16 protein-coding genes and 3 tRNA genes are annotated in these 19064 nt (G+C 43.0%); 11 read left to right on the top strand and 8 right to left on the bottom strand.

Translation table 11 applies throughout. The features are described from left to right. Window positions 1–107 precede the first annotated feature (107 nt). The gene (gene argA, locus CKY02_RS08275; RefSeq protein ID WP_112894921.1) at window positions 108–1454 is read right to left on the bottom strand and encodes an amino-acid N-acetyltransferase; all 1347 of its coding nucleotides are present in this window, start codon (window positions 1452–1454) and stop codon (window positions 108–110) included. Window positions 1455–1697: 243 nt separating this feature from the next. On the opposite strand from argA, the gene amiC reads away from it, so the two are divergent. Next, window positions 1698–2942, top strand: coding sequence for an N-acetylmuramoyl-L-alanine amidase AmiC (gene amiC, locus CKY02_RS08270; protein WP_112894920.1), 1245 nt, complete (start codon window positions 1698–1700; stop codon window positions 2940–2942). A 121-nt stretch (window positions 2943–3063) separates the two neighbouring features. Here amiC and CKY02_RS26680 read toward each other — a convergent pair whose 3' ends face one another. From CKY02_RS26680 to CKY02_RS08250, 4 genes are all read right to left on the bottom strand, one after another. Further along, window positions 3064–3195, bottom strand: a complete 132-nt coding sequence (locus CKY02_RS26680; RefSeq protein WP_420800847.1) for a hypothetical protein — start codon at window positions 3193–3195, stop codon at window positions 3064–3066. Between the two features lie 195 nt (window positions 3196–3390). Then, window positions 3391–3467, bottom strand: a tRNA-Met gene (locus tag CKY02_RS08260). 29 nt (window positions 3468–3496) lie between these two features. After that, window positions 3497–3573, bottom strand: a tRNA-Met gene (locus tag CKY02_RS08255). 90 nt (window positions 3574–3663) lie between these two features. Next, window positions 3664–3740 (bottom strand) — tRNA-Met (locus CKY02_RS08250). A 223-nt stretch (window positions 3741–3963) separates the two neighbouring features. Here CKY02_RS08250 and mltA point away from each other — a divergent pair. After that, the gene (gene mltA / locus CKY02_RS08245) at window positions 3964–5061 is read left to right on the top strand and encodes a murein transglycosylase A (protein WP_112894919.1); all 1098 of its coding nucleotides are present in this window, start codon (window positions 3964–3966) and stop codon (window positions 5059–5061) included. Window positions 5062–5109: 48 nt separating this feature from the next. Then, on the top strand, window positions 5110–5922 hold the full coding sequence (gene tcdA, locus CKY02_RS08240; protein WP_112894918.1) for a tRNA cyclic N6-threonylcarbamoyladenosine(37) synthase TcdA: 813 nt from the start codon (window positions 5110–5112) through the stop codon (window positions 5920–5922). A 62-nt stretch (window positions 5923–5984) separates the two neighbouring features. Here tcdA and csdE read toward each other — a convergent pair whose 3' ends face one another. Together csdE and csdA are read right to left on the bottom strand one after the other, a co-directional pair. Further along, window positions 5985–6497, bottom strand: a complete 513-nt coding sequence (csdE, locus tag CKY02_RS08235; RefSeq protein ID WP_112894917.1) for a cysteine desulfurase sulfur acceptor subunit CsdE — start codon at window positions 6495–6497, stop codon at window positions 5985–5987. 52 nt (window positions 6498–6549) lie between these two features. After that, window positions 6550–7788 carry a cysteine desulfurase CsdA gene (gene csdA / locus CKY02_RS08230; RefSeq protein ID WP_112894916.1) on the bottom strand — a complete coding sequence of 413 codons (1239 nt, stop codon included), beginning with the start codon at window positions 7786–7788 and terminating at the stop codon, window positions 6550–6552. Between the two features lie 427 nt (window positions 7789–8215). Here csdA and CKY02_RS08220 point away from each other — a divergent pair, with 427 nt between their 5' ends. The 8 genes from CKY02_RS08220 (at window position 8216) to CKY02_RS08185 (ending at window position 18300) form a co-directional block, all read left to right on the top strand. Beyond that, entirely contained in the window at window positions 8216–9136 is a 921-nt protein-coding gene (locus CKY02_RS08220) for a transcriptional regulator GcvA (RefSeq protein ID WP_112876495.1), read from the top strand. Window positions 9137–9196: 60 nt separating this feature from the next. Beyond that, a complete protein-coding gene (locus tag CKY02_RS08215; protein ID WP_112876496.1) occupies window positions 9197–9592 on the top strand; it encodes a DUF423 domain-containing protein in 396 nt (131 codons plus the stop codon). Continuing rightward, window positions 9585–10685 carry a 23S rRNA (cytidine(2498)-2'-O)-methyltransferase RlmM gene (gene rlmM / locus CKY02_RS08210; RefSeq protein ID WP_112876497.1) on the top strand — a complete coding sequence of 367 codons (1101 nt, stop codon included), beginning with the start codon at window positions 9585–9587 and terminating at the stop codon, window positions 10683–10685. The genes CKY02_RS08215 and rlmM overlap by 8 nt, the downstream gene beginning before the upstream one ends. A gap of 1140 nt (window positions 10686–11825) precedes the next feature. Further along, a complete protein-coding gene (gene prtA, locus CKY02_RS08205; RefSeq protein WP_274382163.1) occupies window positions 11826–13280 on the top strand; it encodes a serralysin in 1455 nt (484 codons plus the stop codon). A gap of 53 nt (window positions 13281–13333) precedes the next feature. Further along, a complete protein-coding gene (locus CKY02_RS08200) occupies window positions 13334–13738 on the top strand; it encodes a protease inhibitor Inh/omp19 family protein (RefSeq protein WP_192880980.1) in 405 nt (134 codons plus the stop codon). Window positions 13739–13798: 60 nt separating this feature from the next. Next, window positions 13799–15529 (top strand): type I secretion system permease/ATPase, encoded by a 1731-nt coding sequence (locus tag CKY02_RS08195; protein WP_112894913.1) that lies wholly within the window; start codon window positions 13799–13801, stop codon window positions 15527–15529. Between the two features lie 66 nt (window positions 15530–15595). Next, the gene (locus CKY02_RS08190; RefSeq protein ID WP_193493088.1) at window positions 15596–16924 is read left to right on the top strand and encodes an HlyD family type I secretion periplasmic adaptor subunit; all 1329 of its coding nucleotides are present in this window, start codon (window positions 15596–15598) and stop codon (window positions 16922–16924) included. Continuing rightward, window positions 16924–18300, top strand: coding sequence for a TolC family outer membrane protein (locus CKY02_RS08185; RefSeq protein WP_112894911.1), 1377 nt, complete (start codon window positions 16924–16926; stop codon window positions 18298–18300). Before CKY02_RS08190 ends, CKY02_RS08185 begins: the two co-directional genes overlap by 1 nt. On the opposite strand, the gene xni is transcribed toward CKY02_RS08185, so the two are convergent. Continuing rightward, the gene (gene xni / locus CKY02_RS08180) at window positions 18297–19052 is read right to left on the bottom strand and encodes a flap endonuclease Xni (protein WP_112894910.1); all 756 of its coding nucleotides are present in this window, start codon (window positions 19050–19052) and stop codon (window positions 18297–18299) included. The two genes, CKY02_RS08185 and xni, sit on opposite strands and share 4 nt — an antisense overlap. Window positions 19053–19064: the final 12 nt, after the last annotated feature.

The following is a 19064-nucleotide window of genomic DNA, read 5'->3' as shown; positions in this document are numbered from 1 at the left end:
GCGTTTCACAATTTAATATGAATGGAAAATACAAAATAACCATTTATTTAATCGCCAAGTATGTCAGTCAGTGTGGAATTAAAAACAGATTAACGGTGTTGCACTTATTATGTGAATCCAGGCTGTGGTTCCAAATTCAGCATAAGAATTTTAGAACGGCGCTGATAGTTATATAACACTTGTTTCTGAATCGGTAGCATTGAGAGTTCTGCGGGCTCAAAACCTCGCTCTTGGAACCAATGAATGCTGCGGGTAGTCAGAACAAACAGTTTTTCCAGTCCGAGCTGTTTGGCGTGTTCCGCAATGCGATTCAGTAATACTTCACCCCTTAAAGAGCTGCGGTATTTAGGATTCACCGCTAAACAAGCCATTTCGCCAATTTTCTCCTCAGGATAAGGGTAGAGCGCAGCACAGGCGATAGTCAGGTTATCGCGTTCGATAATGATGAATTTATCAATTTCTCTCTCAAGTTGTTCTCTTGAACGGCGAACCAGAATACCTTGTTGTTCCAGTGGGCGAATGAGTTCGAGAATACCACCAATATCATTGATATTAGCCCGGCGTATTTGTTCTGCGCTTTCCATCACTATTTGAGTGCCAATACCATCTCGGGAGAATAGTTCTTGAAGTAGAGAACCATCTGCCTGATAACTTAATAAATGGCTGCGACGAACGCCACGGCGGCAAGCTTTTACTGCACTCCGTAAAAAACGGATTGTACCTGAATAGTAGTCACCTTTAACTTCGAGCTCTTTAATCAGCTCTGGTGCTTGATTAAGAAAAACTTCCGATAGAATGTTTCCGTCTTTGTCTTGTACGCCTTGAGTAGAACAGAAACCGATCAGTTTTTCAGCCTGTAATTTGATAGCTAATTGGGTGGCGACATCTTCAAATGGCAAATTAAAACTCTCTCCGGTGACAGAAACCGCGACAGGGCCAATTAGCACGATTGCGCCATTGTCTAATTGACTATTTATGGCATTCTCATCAATACGGCGAATTTTTCCGCTGTGGCAATAATCCACACCATCATCAACACCAAGAGGCTGAGCAATAATGAAGTTACCGCTGACAACATTAATATTGGCTCCTTGTAACGGGGTATTATTCAGGTTCATAGAAAGACGTGCGGTAATATCCAGTTGCAGCAAACCAGCGGATTGTTTGACTAATTCTAATGTTTTATTATCGGTTACACGGGTATGTTTGTGGTAAACCGGTTTGTAATGATGGTCTGCAAGATTTTGTTCAATTTGAGGTCTGGCGCCATAAACGACGACTAGGCGGATACCCAAACTATGCAGTAATCCTATATCGTTGATGATATTAGAGAAATTTTCATGAGCAATAGCTTCTCCACCGAGCATAATCACAAAGGTTTTACCACGATGTGCATTGATGTACGGAACAGAATGACGAAATCCTTCAACTAATTCGGTGCTGCGTTCTTTCATAACAGACTCTCGATTGAATTTTTATTCGTAATTTATGCTTTTTTATTCCTTTTGAGAGAAAATGGCAAGAGGCAATTCAGATAAAAACATTTTCATATACCTGTGGACGTTAATAATTTGCAAAATATAAAATGCTGTTTATTGATGACAGCATAATGCCGATTGGTTAAAGTTTTTAATTTGATCGTTTCTTTGGTGAATATCACCTGAGTATTTGTATTTTATGAATGGAATATTAAGTAGATGAGTCATTCAGATCATAGTCTGTCACGACGTCGTTTGTTGCAGGGAGCCGCGGCGATGTGGTTACTTAGTGTTAGCCAGGTGGGTTACGCAGCGTCAGCAAAAGTTATAGCGGTACGTATTTGGCCAGCATCCAGTTATACCCGTGTGACTCTTGAATCCAATATTCCACTCAAATATCGCCAGTTTGTGCTAAAAAATCCAAATAGAATTGTGGTTGATCTTGAAGGTATACAACTGAATCATACTCTAAGCGGGATGGGGGAGCAGATTCAATCCCGTGATCCTTATCTTAAACTGGTGAGGGTAGGGCAGTTTAATCCTAAAACGGTTCGTTTGGTGTTTGAAGTTAAGCAATCGGTCAGCCCACATATGTTTACTTTGAAACCGGTGGCGAAATTTAAACATCGTCTGGTGTTGGATATTTATCCGGCAGAGAGGGTTAATACGGATGATGATCCATTGCTTGCCCTACTTGAAGAGTATAATAAAGGTCATTTAGCAGAAGATCTGCCAGTAGAAAAACCAAAGTCAGGCAAAGCAGGTAAAGACAGGCCAATTGTTATCATGCTCGATCCTGGACATGGCGGGGAAGATCCTGGCGCTATTGGCAAATATAAAACTCGTGAAAAAGACGTTGTTTTGCAAATTGCCCGTCGATTAAAAACGCTTATTCAGCGTGAACCGGGTATGAAAGTTTATATGACCCGTAATGAAGATGTGTTTATCCCGCTAAAAGTCCGGGTGGCAAAAGCGCGTAAAATGCGAGCTGATCTCTTTGTTTCTATTCATGCTGATGCTGTTACTAACCGAGTTGCCCGTGGTTCTTCGGTTTTTGCACTCTCGACTAAAGGTGCAACCAGTAATACCGCACGTTTTCTAGCCCAGACGCAAAACGAAGCTGACCAAATTGGCGGAGTGAGTAAAAGCGGTGATAAGTATCTGGATCATACGATGTTTGATTTGTTACAAACTGCGACAATCAATGACAGCCTTAAATTTGGTAGCGAAGTGCTTAAGCGTATGGGCAAAGTGAATAAATTACATAAAAATCGGGTGGATCAAGCTGGATTTGCGGTACTGAAAGCACCAGATATCCCTTCTATTCTGGTAGAGACTGCGTTTATTAGCAATTTGGAAGAGGAGCGGAAACTGAAAACCGCACGTTTCCAGCAGCAAGTCGCAGAGTCAATTTTTGCGGGTATCAAAGCTTATTTTAAGAATGGGGGTAGTTTGGTAATTTGAGCCTACTGCGACCAGTTAATTTTGCTGTTAAAAGAAAGGGAAGCTGTCTTCCTCCAGGTTTCCTTCGGCTGACAAGGTGCGATAGAGCTGATTCGGATTCAACTCAGCTTCCTTGGCCACGTTACGAACTCCCCCCGAAAGCCTTGGTCATCTGGCGAAGAACAATCAGTAACTCGGCTTGTTCGTCATCTTCAAGGATGCTATTGAGTAGCTCGATCGCGTAAGTTGGGTCTTTGCGGAACACCTTAGCCATTGCGTCGTCGTGTGATCTGCATTTCATTGCTTGTCCTCCTATCTATTTCTGCTTTTCCATGCACGTCAATATTTATGTGCTCGGGCTATAGCGGAGTCTGCTTGCATTTATTATCGCCGCAGAATAACGGATGTGGCGGTGATAAATCGTCTAGAAACTGTTTTGGGAGTTTGTACGCTGAAACGCATAGAGAATTGGTTGCGGGGGCCGGATTTGAACCGACGACCTTCGGGTTATGAGCCCGACGAGCTACCAAGCTGCTCCACCCCGCGTCCGTATAGATATTCTGAGTAGCGAAAATTGGTTGCGGGAGCCGGATTTGAACCGACGACCTTCGGGTTATGAGCCCGACGAGCTACCAAGCTGCTCCATCCCGCGTCCGTATTAGAACCTACTTTGTATTTTCCTGCATCACTAACGCCTGCTGGAATCGGTTCCATTCGCAAATATTGAACGACTTTATAGTGTTGGTTGCGGGAGCCGGATTTGAACCGACGACCTTCGGGTTATGAGCCCGACGAGCTACCAGGCTGCTCCATCCCGCGTCCGATGCGGGCACTATACTCAGGATAAGATCTGTTGCAAGTTTTTTTATTAATTATTGTTTGTTTCGTTACGTTTTTGATTAGTTACTCTGCGTATCGATGTTTTTCTATTCGTTTGTGTCGTTGTTTTGTTAAGTTATTTTTTTTATGGTAAGTTTCATCGTTTCTATTGGTTTAGTATTTTGTTCGCCACAGAGTTATGTTGGTAAGAGAGAAAACAACAATGAAATACTGGGGTAAGTATCTGTTGTGTGGAACCGTGATTTCACTGTTGGTTGGATGTCATTCTCGCCCAACAGAACAGGGCCAACAATATAGAGATGGTCATATTGCTCAGGATTTACGGCTGGTTAATCAACCTAATGCGCAGGGTAAGCCAGTTAATGCAAAGGATTTTTCAGAGCAGGTTGCGCTGATTAGCCAGTCTGCTCCTCGTCTGTATAATCGTAATAGCTTAACTTTTGACGCTGTTCAAAACTGGATGCTAGCGGGTGGTGAAACCAGTAAGTTGAATCTGTTTAATTTACGCGCTTACCAGATGGAAGGTGTGGATCATTACGGTAACGTCCAATTTACCGGCTACTATACGCCAGTGTTACAAGCTCGTCGTGTTAAACAGGGGGAATTTAAATATCCTCTGTACCGGATGCCGCCTAAGAGTAAATACCGTTTACCAAGCCGAACTGAAATAGACAATGGCGCTCTTAGCCCCAGTCTGATTATTGGTTATAGTCGTTCATTGATTGATAATTATATTATGGAGGTACAAGGGAGTGGTTATGTCGATTTTGGTGATGGTGAGCCACTGACTCTTTTGGGTTATGCTGGTAAGAATGGGCATATTTATCGGAGCATTGGCAAATTGCTGATTGAGCGCGGAGAAATTGCGCAGGAAGATATCTCTATACTGGCGATTCGTAAATGGACAGAATCTCACAGTGAGGCAGAAGTCCGTGAGCTGTTGGAGCAGAATCCATCATTTGTTTTCTTTAAACCTGAAAACTATGCGCCGGTACGAGGTGCGAGTGGTGTTCCTTTAATTGCAAAAGCTTCTGTGGCCGCTGATAAAATGCTTATTCCACCAGGAACAACCCTGTTAGCAGAGATACCTCTGTTGGATAGAGAGGGTAAATTTACCGGTCAGTACCAGATGCGGCTGATGGTTGCATTGGATGTTGGTGGGGCGATAAAGGGACATCATTTCGATATCTATCATGGTATTGGTGGGGCGGCGGGTATAGCGGCAGGTTTCTATAACCACTATGGTCGGGTTTGGGTGTTAAAAAAAGCGCAGCCTACCATGTTGATGGTAAATCAGTGATTGCTTTTCATAAATTTTATAACAGGTTTTCAGGATTGATATTCAGTAATGCAAACTTCTCTTTCTGATGCATATATGCAGCGCTTTGTGGGGACTGCCCGTTTATATGGTCAAAAAGCGCTTTCTTTGTTTTGCCATTCTCATGTTTGTGTTGTGGGTATCGGTGGTGTTGGCTCTTGGGCGGCTGAGGCTCTGGCTCGTACAGGAATCGGTGCGATCACTCTGATTGATATGGATGATGTTTGTATCACCAATACCAATCGCCAATTACATGCTTTAAAACAGCATATTGGGCAACCAAAAACTGAAGTGATTGCCGAGCGTATTCTGGCAATTAATCCAGAGTGCAAAGTGACTTGTGTTGATGATTTTCTTACACCCGATAATGTTGAAGAGATGATGGCGGCTGGATTCAGTTATGTGATTGATGCTATCGATAGTGTCAGGCCGAAAGCTGCGCTGTTGGCTTATTGCCGTCGCCATAAAATTCCGCTGGTGACAACCGGTGGAGCAGGAGGGCAACTTGATCCTACACAGATTCAGGTTGTTGATTTGGCAAAAACGGTTCAGGACCCTTTAGCGGCTAAACTGCGCGAAAGGCTGAAATCTGATTATCGTGTTGTAAAGAATGGCAAGGGTAAATTAGGCATTGATTGTGTGTTTTCAACCGAGCAATTAGTTTATCCGCAGAGTGATGGTTCTGTTTGTGCCGCGAAAAGTACCGCAGAGGGAACTAAGCGTATGGATTGCGCTTCTGGTTTTGGTGCCGCAACGATGGTCACGGCGACATTTGGATTTGTTGCGGTTTCCCATGCTCTGAAAAAAATGGTGGCTAAAGCGCAACGTCAGGGTGATCTTTGATATACCCGTTATCTTTCAAGTTACCTCTTTGTTGGCTGCACTCGCTCACCCCGGTCACATAGTTACCCATGCTCCGGGGGATTTACTCCCTTGCCGTCGCGATGCATCTTGAAATCCATAGATATATAAGATGTTGCGGCGTTCTGCACAGTATTGATTAGCGATTTGACGCCGTTCAACCGTGAGCCACTTATCTGTTGTTCCAGCCCTAGTTGGTGGAACAGTGCCAATAGGTTAGTTGCTAAAACTTGTTCCGGTGTTTTGCCTTCTACGGCAGTTAAGATTACCGCCAGCAGGCCTTTTACAATGCGGCCTTCGCTGTCACCATAAAAATGTAAATAGCCATCTGGCAGTAATTGATGCCCTAACCAAACCCGGTTTTCACAGCCGGACATTTCAGTGTCTTGCTGTTTCAAGTTCTCTGGTAATGCGGGCAGTTTCTTTGCCAGTAAGATTAACTGGCGATAACGATCTTCCCATTGGCGGCATTGGTCAAAGGTTGCAATGAGCTGTTGTTGGCTGATTTCCCGGCCAAATGGGTGTGGTGCAATCCGGTTTTCAGCGGTTTGAGTCATAATGTCATTCGTCCTGTAGTTCATTCATCCTGTAATTCATTCATTCTGTAATTCATTCATTCTGTAATAGAGAAAGGCCAAATTTTACTGCCTGAATTAAAGCATCGGCATCCTGTTGGTTGTTGTAAGGCATAAAGGAGGCGCGCAAACAGCCGCTGATGCCTAACGCTTCGATCAAGGGTTGAGCGCAATGCTGACCGGAACGTAAAGCAATATTTTGTTCTGCCAGAATGGCTGCCAAATCACTGTGATGAATGTCGGTAAAATTAAAAGCCAATAAGCTGGAACCGGCAATGCGATAGCTGATAAATCCGGGTAAAGCGGAGAGTTGTGCTTCGGTATAATCAGCAAGTGCGACTGCATGGGTTTCGGCTTTGGCAATATCAATATCTTTCAACCATTCCAGCGTGGCAGAAAAACCAATAATACCTGCGACATTCGGTGTGCCCGCTTCAAACCGGAAAGGTACTGCTTCGGGTATAAAACCGCTGAATGAAGTGTGGGAGAGCATTTTCCCGCCACCTTGCCAGGGAGACATAGCATTAAGAAGCTCACTTTTGCCGTAAAGTATACCAACGCCGTTCGAACTATAGAGTTTATGAGCAGAGAATGCGTAGAAATCGATATCTGATTGTTGAACATCAATGGGATTATGAACAATGCCTTGGGCTCCATCCACAACGACCAGGCAACCATGTTGGTGTGCTATTGCAGTTATTGCAGCGAGATCAACTGCTCCGCCAGTCACATTGGACATTTGGCTGATGGCTATCAATCGGGTGTGTTTGTTTAGCAGTTCAGGCAAGATGTTGATATCAGGCAATTTGCCATTGCCTAAAGGCCATTTAATAACCTTGGCACCGATTTGCTCTGCCAACATTAACCACGGTATCAGATTGGAATGGTGTTCCTGCTCACTAACGATAATTTCATCATCGGGCTGGAGATGAGGGCGGAAATAACTTTGAACAACTAGATTGAGGGATTCTGTTGTTCCTTTTGTCCAGATAATATTTTCAGCTTTGGGGGCGTTGATGAATTCAGCAACTCGTTGCCGGGCCTGTTCATAGCGGGATGTAATTTCCAGTGCTGCTTTGTGTTGGCTACGATGTACGGTAGCGCTACTGTTTCGATAATAATCTTGAGTTGCCTTTATCATGGTTTGTGGTTTGAGTGCAGTGGCTGCACTATCCAGAAATACCGTCTGTTGTTGTGATGAAAATTGTTGTGATGGCAATTGTTGTAGCGCTGGAAATTGCTGGCGGAACTGTTCTGGTTCGAACTTTTTCATAGATGTATTAATTTTGTTTTGGTGGTGATGGTGCTTAACCATTTATTTCTGGCTGAAAATGGATAGGTTATTACATGGAATAATATTGCCATGTTCCACGCCTTATGCCAAAAAAAAGCACCGCAACTGCGGTGCATTAAAAAATCACTATGGACAGACAGGGTAAATGTACAGGAAGTGAAAAAACAGTAGCTTGAGCTACAGGGTCCGGTTTCCCAGACAACTTGCAAACACAACATCACAACCACAAAGCCAAAAGTTTCATAGCGTTAAGCTGATTCACTTTTCGTTCCGGCTTAGGAAGTGGCGCCACTATAGGGATTTACTGGTGTATCCTCAATGGACAATTTATAATGATTCGGATTACAAAAACTAATAACTAAATATAAAGAGTTACCGGTATCGTCAACATTACATAAGGGCTCACATGTCCAAACGTTTACCTCCACTTAATGCGTTGCGGGTTTTTGATGCCGCAGCGCGCCATTTAAGTTTTACTAAGGCGGCTGAAGAGTTATTTGTGACGCAGGCCGCAGTTAGCCACCAGATGAAAAGTCTGGAGGATTTTCTTGGGTTGAAGTTGTTTCGTCGTCGCAATCGATCACTATTGTTGACTGAAGAAGGTCAAAGCTACTATCTGGACATTAAAGAAATATTCACGGCGATAAATGAAGCAACACGTAAACTTCAAGCTCGAAGTGCCAAAGGTGCTTTGACGGTTAGCCTTTCACCTAGCTTTGCTATCCAGTGGTTGGTTCCAAGGCTGTCCAGCTTTAATTTAGCTTATCCCGGCATTGATGTCAGAATACAGGCGGTAGACAGAGAAGAAGATAAGCTTGCCGATGATGTTGATGTTGCCATATTTTATGGTCGTGGAAATTGGCCGGGGTTACGCACCGATCGCCTTTACGCAGAATATTTGCTTCCCGTTTGTTCTCCTTCGTTACTGACTGGAGAAAATCCTTTGAAGACCCCCGCAGATTTGGCGCGTCATACGTTGTTACACGATTCTTCTCGTCGTGACTGGCAAGCGTATGTGCGCCAGCTTGATATGCAGCAGCAGATAAATGTTCAGCAAGGACCGATATTTAGCCATAGTGCAATGGTGATCCAAGCCGCTGTTCATGGGCAAGGTATTGCACTGGCAAATAATGTCATGGCTCGGACTGAAATTGATGCGGGGCGCTTAGTTTGCCCATTTAATGATGTGTTAGTGAGTAAGAATGCATTTTACCTTGTTTGTCATGACAATCAGGCTGAATTGGGGAAAATTGCCGCATTCAGACAATGGGTTTTGGCACAGGCAGCCAGTGAGCAGGAGAAATTGGGCTTTATTACCAATGAGTAAGAGTGGAATAAGGCATTCGAGCTGTAAGAGCTCTCAGATAGAAGAAAAAGGAAGATAACAGTGAATAGTCGCTTAATGCTTATCTTTGCTGGCTTCAGTGGGTTTTTCTATGTGGCGTTTGGTGCTGTAGGGTCACATTTATTATCTCCGATGATGGAAAAATATCAGATAAGTTGGATTGATCTCGGTCTGCAATATCAGGGTATTCACACTCTGGCAATGATGGCGATGTCTGCCATGCTAATGCGTAAAGTTGTGCTCTGGTTTTACTGGAGTGGCGTTTTTTTTGCAGTAGGTATTTTGTTGTTTAGTGGCAGTCTCTATTGTATGGCTTTATTGCAGGTTAAATTTTTCGCTTATATTACGCCAGTTGGAGGATTTAGCTTTCTTATCGGCTGGTTTTTAGTATTAATTGGCGCTTTGCGTCTAAGGAAATCGGCGCTTCGCCATGAATAAAATTGCTTTATATTGCCGCCCTGGTTTTGAAAAAGAGTGTGCAGCAGAAATCACTGATAAGGCGGGTCAAAAAGAGATTTACGGTTTTGCCCGGGTGAAAGACAACAGTGGTTATGTCCTGTTTGAGTGTTATCAATATGAAGACGCCGATCGGCTGATTCGTGAGATCCCATTTCGGGAGCTGATTTTTGCCCGCCAGATGCTGGTCGTGGGTGAATTATTGCGAGATTTACCTCCTGAAGATCGGATAAGCCCGATTGTAGGTATGCTGCATGGTGTCATTGAGCGTGCCGGTGAGTTACGGGTTGAGGTGCCTGATACTAATGAAAGTAAAGAGTTATTAAAATTCTGTCGAAAATTTACTGTTCCGTTGCGTAATGCTATGCGTCAGGAAAAGATCTTGCAGATTCGGGAAAACGTTAATCGCCCGGTGATACACGTTTTCTTTATCGCTCCGGGTTGCTGTTATGTTGGTTATTCTTACAGTAACAATAATTCGCCATTTTATATGGGTATTCCTCGGTTGAAATTTCCTTCGGATGCACCAAGTCGTTCAACATTAAAACTGGAAGAAGCCTTTCATGTTTTTATCCCACATGATGAATGGGAAGAGCGGTTGGCTAGCGGTTTGTATGCGGTTGATTTAGGTGCATGCCCTGGTGGTTGGACTTACCAACTGGTGAAACGTAGTATGATGGTTCATGCGGTAGATAATGGCACGATGTCGAAAAGTTTGATGGATACGGGGCAAGTTAAACATCACAAAGTTGATGGTTTTAAGTTTGAGCCTTCGACAAAAAACATTTATTGGCTGGTATGCGACATGGTGGAAAAACCAGCAAAAGTGACGCAGCTAATGGCAGATTGGTTAGTTAATGGCTGGTGCCGGGAAGCTATTTTTAATCTTAAATTACCCATGAAAAAGCGTTATGAAGAAGTTGCTCATAATTTGCAGAAAATGAACTTGCAATTAAAAGAGGGGGGTATAAATGCACAAATTCAGGCAAAACACCTTTATCATGACAGGGAAGAAATAACGGTTCATGTTCGTCGTATTTGGTCTGCTTATGCAGCTAGCCGGAATGATTACTGATTCACTGTTGTTCATCATCATTCTGGAATAACTCATAAAATAAGATTTCCTAAATTGCCTCAGCTATACCCTGAGGCGTTTTTTTCAGTATTGAATGGCATTATTGCATTTTATCTCTTATTACCGTGCGGAGTAAAATGAGTGTATTAGAATGATTTAATTCATTTTTTTAACTAAGAAAGTATTACATAATACTCTATGTGTGAGGTGATTATGATTTAATGTAACAATGAATATTGTATGATTTATGTCGTAAAATTGTTGATTTTTTTACTTCACTTAAGGTAAATATAAAAATAAATATATTATTATAAGCGTTTAATTAAACGTGAAATTAATGTTAAATAATCCAATAAATTAAGATTGTAAAATGGAAAATAATGAAAGAGATTGTTTTTTTAATTAGTTTAATTAAGATTATGAGTATGAAATTTAATTGTGATATTAAATGGGAATAATATTTGTATTATATAAATTTAAATTTCTGTTTTAGATTTAATATATTTATGGATTAATTGGCTGTGTTGATGTTGTTATTCTATGTTCAAAAGTCACAAATATAATTTGATTATATCATGACAGAGTGATTTAGAATAAATGAAATATTAACTACTCTGTGATATATGTTTTTTATTGATTTAATCAAGTTGTTATTAATTTATTAATAATATATAGGTGTTTACTGGTTTAGAGCCTTTTCATATGAGTCATATCGTTCAATATTGCAGTCGAAGGCGGTCGATTATTCTGATTTTGTCTATTTATATAACGGCCTGGGATAATCTCAGATTAAAATTATTAATAATAATGTTATAAATTTTTAAAAGTTTACTTCATAGATAGTTAGATAAATAGATAATTAAACCGTAAGAAAATACCGATAAGAAATTAGCGGTATTTTTTTCGCCTTAAACAGTTATGTTATATAAAACAATCGTTTATTTGTTTTATGTTATTTTTATCACGTTTATATTAAAAAAATATGTTAATTGCTTTTTACATAATTAACTTTAGTGTTACGTTTATGTGAAAGGGATTTTAGTTGTTAATTTGTATGACCAAGGGCGGTCTGTTGTTTTCAGGTTTTATTGACTTGTATTTAATTAAATAAAAAGAATTTTATATCTAAGTCCTGAATTTATGGAGAAATATATGTCTTTAAAGAAGAAAATTTCATACTCGGAAGACGTTAGCGGTTCAGAAAAAGCAAATGAGTTGCTGAAATGGTTACAGGCTTATATACCAGGTAAAGATTCTAATATTGTTGTTGAGCATGAGCCCAGTAAAGATGCTGCTAAAGAATTAATCCGGGGTGATTATCGTTGGGGGCATCAGGACGACGATAAATCTCAAGCTTTCCAATTAAAGTATACTTTCCTGGAAAGTAAGCCGGATAATATGCCGTGGCATATTTCTGAATTTTCAGCATTTAATGAAGAACAAAAAGCGGCTGCAAAGCTGTCAATACAATCTTGGGCTGATGTTGCTAATATTAATTTCGTTGAAACCACTGATGTCAAAGAGGCAAATGTCACCTTTGGATTCTTTGATGTTAGCTTGACGGGGAGTTATGCGTTTGCTTATCTGCCAACCCCCGATAAGACACAGATAGGAACTTGGTATAACGCGAAAAGCCGTACTTTCTTAAACAACGATATCGACGTGAATGGTTATGGCCGTCAGACGTTTACTCATGAGATTGGCCATACTCTAGGGTTGCAACATCCGGCGGATTATAATGCGTCTGATAAGGTCAGCCCGACTTATAAGAACAGCGCTACTTATTTTGAAGATAGCCGTGCTTATACCGTCATGAGTTATTTTGGTGAGAAAAATACGGGTCAGGACTTTAAAGGTATTTATTCTTCTGCGCCATTACTCAACGATATTTCTGCCATTCAGGCGGTATACGGCGCGAATAGTACAATCCGTGCTGATGACACCATATATGGTTTTAATTCCAACACAGATCGTGACTTCTATACCGCAAAAGATGAGAACAGCAAACTGTTGTTCACCGCTTGGGATACAGGGGGTAATGATACGTTTGATTTCTCTGGTTTTACTCAGGATCAACGTATCAACCTGAATGAAGCTTCTTTCTCTGATGTCGGTGGGCTGAAAGGAAACGTCTCTATTGCCCGTGGTGTCACGATTGAAAATGCGATTGGTGGCAGTGGTAATGACGTTTTAATCGGGAATGACGCCGCCAATACCCTGAAAGGTGGGGCTGGTGATGACATCATTTACGGTGGCTTGGGAGCAGATAATCTTTGGGGTGGGGAAGGCAAAGATACCTTTGTCTACCTGAGTGCCAAGGAATCACCTCCTCTTGAGCGTGATTGGATCCATGACTTTGTTTCCGGTGAAGACAAGATTGATGTGTCACTGTTTGATCTGGGTGAAGCCGGGAAGGGGGGCGTTAAATTTGTAGAGGAATTCACGGGTGAAGTTGGAGAAGCTGTGCTTCGTTATAACACTGTTGATAAGGTGAATGATTTCGCCATTAATTTGGGCGGTAAATTTTCCTACGATGATTTTTGGGTGAAGATTGTTGGAGAACCCATATTAGAGTCTGATTTCATCCTTTCGTAACACAACAACACAACCGCATCTGACTTAGATGCGGTTATTTGTTTGGAGGCGGCATGGTTTTTGCAGCTTGGTATCTGAAATTTGCATTCTTTGTTGCTCTGACATTCAGCATTATCGGAGGAAGTATGGCTAGTAGTCTTGATCTTCCACACGCGAGTGAATTGAAAGGCGTGTGGCAATTGTCGGATAAACATCAACAATGCGATGTGTTATTGACTGACCATCCCTTACCAGAGGGATCAATTTGGTCACTTAATGGTGATAACGATTGTTTAGCGTATATGTTTGGCGAAGTGCCTGCCGGTTGGCGGCCAACTCCAGATGGGCTCACAATTACGGATGAACAGGGGAGTGGTTTGGCTTTTTTTGCTCATGAGCCAGATGGTTGGTTTGCCCGCTTTGCCGATGGTCGGGAATTAATGATAAAGCCCAATAAGACTAATAAGAAAAATGAATAAGAAAGGAAGCATTAACATCAGATAGTTATATTTTTAAAAAAATAAAAATAAGGAAATAGTGTGAAACTACTGCTCCCGAAGGATGAAATTACGGATGTCATTCGTGCTCGTAGCCGGGTATTCTGGGCTATCGGGTTGTTCACTGCTTTTATTAACCTGCTGATGTTAGTTCCGTCTGTTTATATGTTGCAGGTTTATGACAGAGTATTGCCGTCGGGCAATGAAATCACTTTGCTGATGTTGACTCTGATTACCCTCGGCATGTTTGCCATGATGGGAATGCTGGAATATATCCGTAGCATGATTGTTATCCGTATTGGCAGCCAGCTTGATATGAAGCTGAATAACCGGGTTTATACCGCATCTTATGAATCGAATCTGAAAAATGGCACTACTGATGCCGGTCAGATGCTCAATGACTTGGCCAATATCCGCCAGTTTTTGACGGGTAACGCCTTGTTTGCCTTCTTTGATGCCCCTTGGTTTCCAATCTATCTGCTCGTTATTTTTCTTTTTAACCCCTGGCTTGGTCTGTTGTCACTGGGAGGTGCCCTAGTATTGATTGCCTTGGCTGTGCTGAATCAGTGGTTATCAAGTCAGCCATTATCCGAAGCCAGTAAACTCTCTCTACGTTCAGCAAGTCTTGCTAGCACTAATTTACGTAATGCCGAAGTCATCGAGGCGTTAGGTATGTTGCCGGTGCTACGTCGGAGATGGTTTGGATTACATGAGCGTTTCCTGGATTTCCAGCGCATCGCGAGTGAGCGGGCTTCAGTGATTAATTCAGTCACTAAAACAGTGCGTTTGGCCTTGCAGTCACTGATCCTTGGATTGGGGGGCTGGTTAGCGATTGGTGGGCATATTACGCCGGGTATGATGATTGCGGCTTCAATTTTGATGGGACGGGCACTTTCACCGATTGAGCAACTGATTCAAGCCTGGAAAGGCTGGAGTGGTGCTCGTTTGTCATGGCAACGGTTAACCAACCTGTTGGAACAACAACCGGAACGTAAACCGGGAATGTCATTGCCGGCGCCAAAAGGAAGTTTAGCCGTGGATAAAGTTTCCGCAGCGCCGCCGGGAAGAAACAGTAAGGTTGTTTTACAGGATATTAGCTTTTCGTTGGATGCCGGTGATGTGATGGGATTAATTGGTCCCAGTGCGTCTGGGAAATCGACTCTTGCCCGGTTACTGGTCGGAATATGGCCGGCACAGGAAGGCGTTGTTCGTCTGGATAATGCGGATATTTATCAGTGGAATAAAGATGAGCTGGGCTCCTCAATCGGTTATTTACCGCAAGATATTGAGTTGTTTGGTGGCACTATCGCTGAAAATATTGCTCGTTTTAATGAAGTGGAGCCAGAGAAAGTGGTACGGGCGGCAAAGAAAGCGGGCGTTCATGAGCTGATATTAGCACTTGATAAGGGCTATGACACCGTGATTGGTGCTGGCGGAGTTGGATTATCTGGTGGGCAGAAACAGCGAATTGGCCTTGCTCGTGCGCTATATGACGAGCCGTCATTGGTCGTGTTGGATGAGCCTAATTCCAGCCTGGATGAGGCAGGGGAAAGAGCATTAAATGAGGCGATTTCTCAGTTAAAGGCACAAGGAAAGACTGTGATTGTGATTACTCACCGCACCTCATTGCTATCACAGACAAACAAAATATTGCTACTGGTTCAGGGGAAAATGAAGATGTTCGGTTCATCTCAACAGGTGATGGCCGCTTTATCACAAAGGAATAATAGTCAGGAACATTCTGCGACTAAGGCAGTCCCACAAGCATCATAGGTAAATGTGCATTTAATGATAATAATATCAAATAGCTGAGACGGAGATTTCTGTCCGGGAGTGGATATGTCTGATCAGATTACGCCGGTAAGAGATGAAAAAGGATTGTTGCCTTTGGAAGAAAGGCATTTTTTACGACTAGGATGGTTAGTGATTGGTGTGGGGATCCTGGGATTTCTCATTTGGGCCGCGTTAGCACCGTTGGATAAAGGGGTTGCATCTTCAGGTGTGGTGGTGGTGGATGGTAATCGTAAAACAGTTCAGGCCCCGGCAAGCGGTATCATCAGCCAGATTAAGGTTGTTGAAGGAGAAACAATAAAAGCGGGTCAGACACTCGTCCAGCTCAGTCAGGTGCAGGCAAAGGCACAGGTCGATGCACTTCAAGATCAACTGTATACCACGCTGGCAACGGAAGCCCGTTTATTAGCAGAGCAGCATGGTGATGAAGCGTTAATTTTCCCCGACATATTACAGCAATTACAATCTGAACCACGGGTGAATGAGATTATCGAACTGCAAAAACAACTTTTTGTCTCACGCCGTGAAGTGTTGAGAAGCGACTTGGCAGGGCTTGAGCAATCTGTCGAAGGAATAGATTTCCAAATTAAAGGGCTGAAATCTTCTTTTCTCAGTAAACGCATGCAGCAGGCGGCGCTTAAAGAGCAAATAACTAATCTGAAATCTTTAGCGGATGAGGGCTATTTTCCGCGAAATCGTTATCTGGAACTTCTGCGCGAACAGGCTGAACTCAACAGCAGCGTAGCGGAAATGGAAGGACGAGCGGGTCAGCTTGAAAAGCAATTACAGGAAACACAGCAGCGTATTATTCAGCGCAAAGCAGACTATCAGCGGGAAGTGCGCGCGCAATTAGCAGAGGTGCAAGTCTCTGCCAGTGAATATAGAAATAAGCTAGATACAGCACAGTTTGAACTGACTCATACCTCAATTGTTGCGCCGGTTGATGGCACCGTGGTGGGATTAAATATTTTTACCCAAGGTGGGGTTGTTGCTCCCGGCGAAAAACTAATGGAAATTCTGCCGGACCAGATGGCGTTTGAAGTGGAAACTCGTGTTGCGGTTAATTTGGCCGATAAGATTAGTAAAGGGTTGAATGTGGATCTGATGTTCACCGCTTTTAACCAGAATCGGACGCCAAAAGTTGAAGGAAAAGTTGCCGTGATTTCCGCAGATAGGTTGGTCGATCCAGCAACCAGTCAACCTTATTATCAGATGAGAGTGGTTGTCTCTCCCGAGGGAATGGAAAAACTGAAAGGGTTGGATATCAGGCCGGGGATGCCGGTTGAGGTCTTTGTCAAAACGGGTTCCCGCTCTCTGTTAAGTTATCTGTTTAAGCCATTGTTGGATCGGGCTTCAACATCGTTGATAGAGGAGTGATGATGAAACTGAATAATGCTTCTTTATCAATGGGTTTGCTGATTTTTTTCTGTGTCGGTTTGTTCTCTTTTCCGGCATGGGCATTGAGTTTGACCGAGGCCTATGCGCTGGCGTTGGAAAATGACCCCACTTTTCTTGCCGCAGCGAAAGAGCGGGAAGGCGGTGAAGAGTATGAAAAGCTCGGCAGAGCAGACTTGTTACCTAAAGTAATAATGTCTTACCAAAATTCACCGCGGAATTGGCAACATATGGAGTCTGTTGGGTATGACTTCTGGGGTAGGAAGACAACTAGCAGCCGGGATCGCCAATACAGCAGTTATAACGCGGCTGTTGTGTTGACTCAGCCGTTGATCGATTTTGAAATATGGGCTCGTTATAAAGCCAGCCAAGCTCACACTTTGATGAGTAATGAGCGTTTTCGGGCAGATTTTCAGCAATTGGCTGTTCGGGTCGTGAATGCTTACGTAGATGTGGCTTATGCACAGGATCAGATTGATTTAGTCATACGGCAGAAAATGGCTTATGAAAAACAACTGGAACTGAATAAAAAGTTGTTTATTTCTGGTGAAGGGACACGTACTGATGTGGTGGAAACACAATCTCGTTACAGTCAGGCGATTGCTGATGAGATAGCAGCTAAAGACGATTTGGATGCGGCAATCCGAAGTTTACAGCTCATAGTGGGTGTCTCTCTCCCTGTTGATTTACCGGTGCAACGGTTATCAAATAAAAAACGATTCCAGATATTGAAGTTGTTACCTGAACGTTATGAGGCGTGGGAAGCATTGGCATTAGCCAACAATCCGGTTCTGGCCGCTTCGCGTCAGGAGGTGAAAGCCGCGTACCATGAAGTACAGCGTAATCGGGCAGGCTATTTACCTAAGCTGGAGTTCTATGCTTCTCATTCTGAAAACGAATCCAGCAGCGATAATACCGTAGATCAAAAATATCGAACCGATACCATTGGCTTACGGATGAGCATGAATATCTATAATGGTGGTGCTACGTCTGCCTCTGTACGTCAGGCGGCGGCCCACTATGGCAGGACTAAATATGATCTTGACGCTCAGGCTGGAGAAATCCTCAATGCATTACGCCGCAATTATAATCAGTACTTAAATAGTGAAAAACGGATTAGTGCTTATGAAATGGCGGTTGAATCAGCTAGCTTACAGGTAGACGCGACCAGTAAAAGTGTTGCGCTTGGGCAGCGGGTTAATGTGGATGTCTTGAATGCTGAACAGCAGTTATATACTGCTCGACGCGATCTCTCCCAAGCAAAATATCATTATATTAAGGCTTGGATCGGCCTGCTTAGTGAGGCCGGAGAATTAAAAGGCGAACATCTGGATCAGATAGCGAAGTATTTTCGTTAGGTTGTTGTCAGCCGGAGTTGTTGCAGATTACCATTTAAAGCCAGATCGGTACGTAATGATGCAACTTTCCGGCTGATAAATGCCATTTCTTGATTTGATTCTAGTTTATTGCGCCATTTATCGGGTTGTTGGTCGAGGTTCTGGAACAGATTATCCAGTGTACCGGCCTGTTGCAGTAAAGTGGCAGCGGTTTTCGGCCCGATCCCCTGAATCCCCGGAATTTTACTGCTACTTATTCCCGCCAGCCCCCAATAATCAGGCAGTTGTTCTGGTAAAACGCCAAACTCTTGTTGAACAAATGGCATATCCAACCAGCGTTTTTGGAAGTAGTCACGGATACGAATATTGGGTGAAAGTAATTGGCAATAACCTTTATCAGTAGAAACAATCGTCACGTTGTGACCAGCGGAAGTCACTTTTACGGCTAGTGTTGCTGCCAGATCATCAGCTTCATGCCCTTTGGCATGCCAGCAGGTGACCCCTTGTTGTTCAAATGATGCTCTGATTTGTGGCATTTCTTGTTGCAGATTGTCAGGCATGGGCGAACGGCCGGCTTTGTAGTCAGGTAATATCTGGTGACGCCAACTGTGACTGCGATTCTCTTCATCGAATACTGCAACGGCATGCGTGGGATGAGTATGTTGGATAAGCTGCCGGAGCGCATGTTCACAAGCAGGAATGCATGGACTACCCTGTACAGCATGAATGCGTCGGATAAGGTTAAGAGCGTCAACAATGAGAAGATGTATCATATGGGATCACTT

This window comes from Photorhabdus bodei (assembly GCF_003287735.1).
In the GTDB taxonomy this organism is placed as follows: domain Bacteria; phylum Pseudomonadota; class Gammaproteobacteria; order Enterobacterales; family Enterobacteriaceae; genus Photorhabdus; species Photorhabdus kayaii.
The sequence above is the reverse complement of the archived record's forward strand: the minus strand, read 5'-3'. Positions and strand labels throughout refer to the sequence as shown.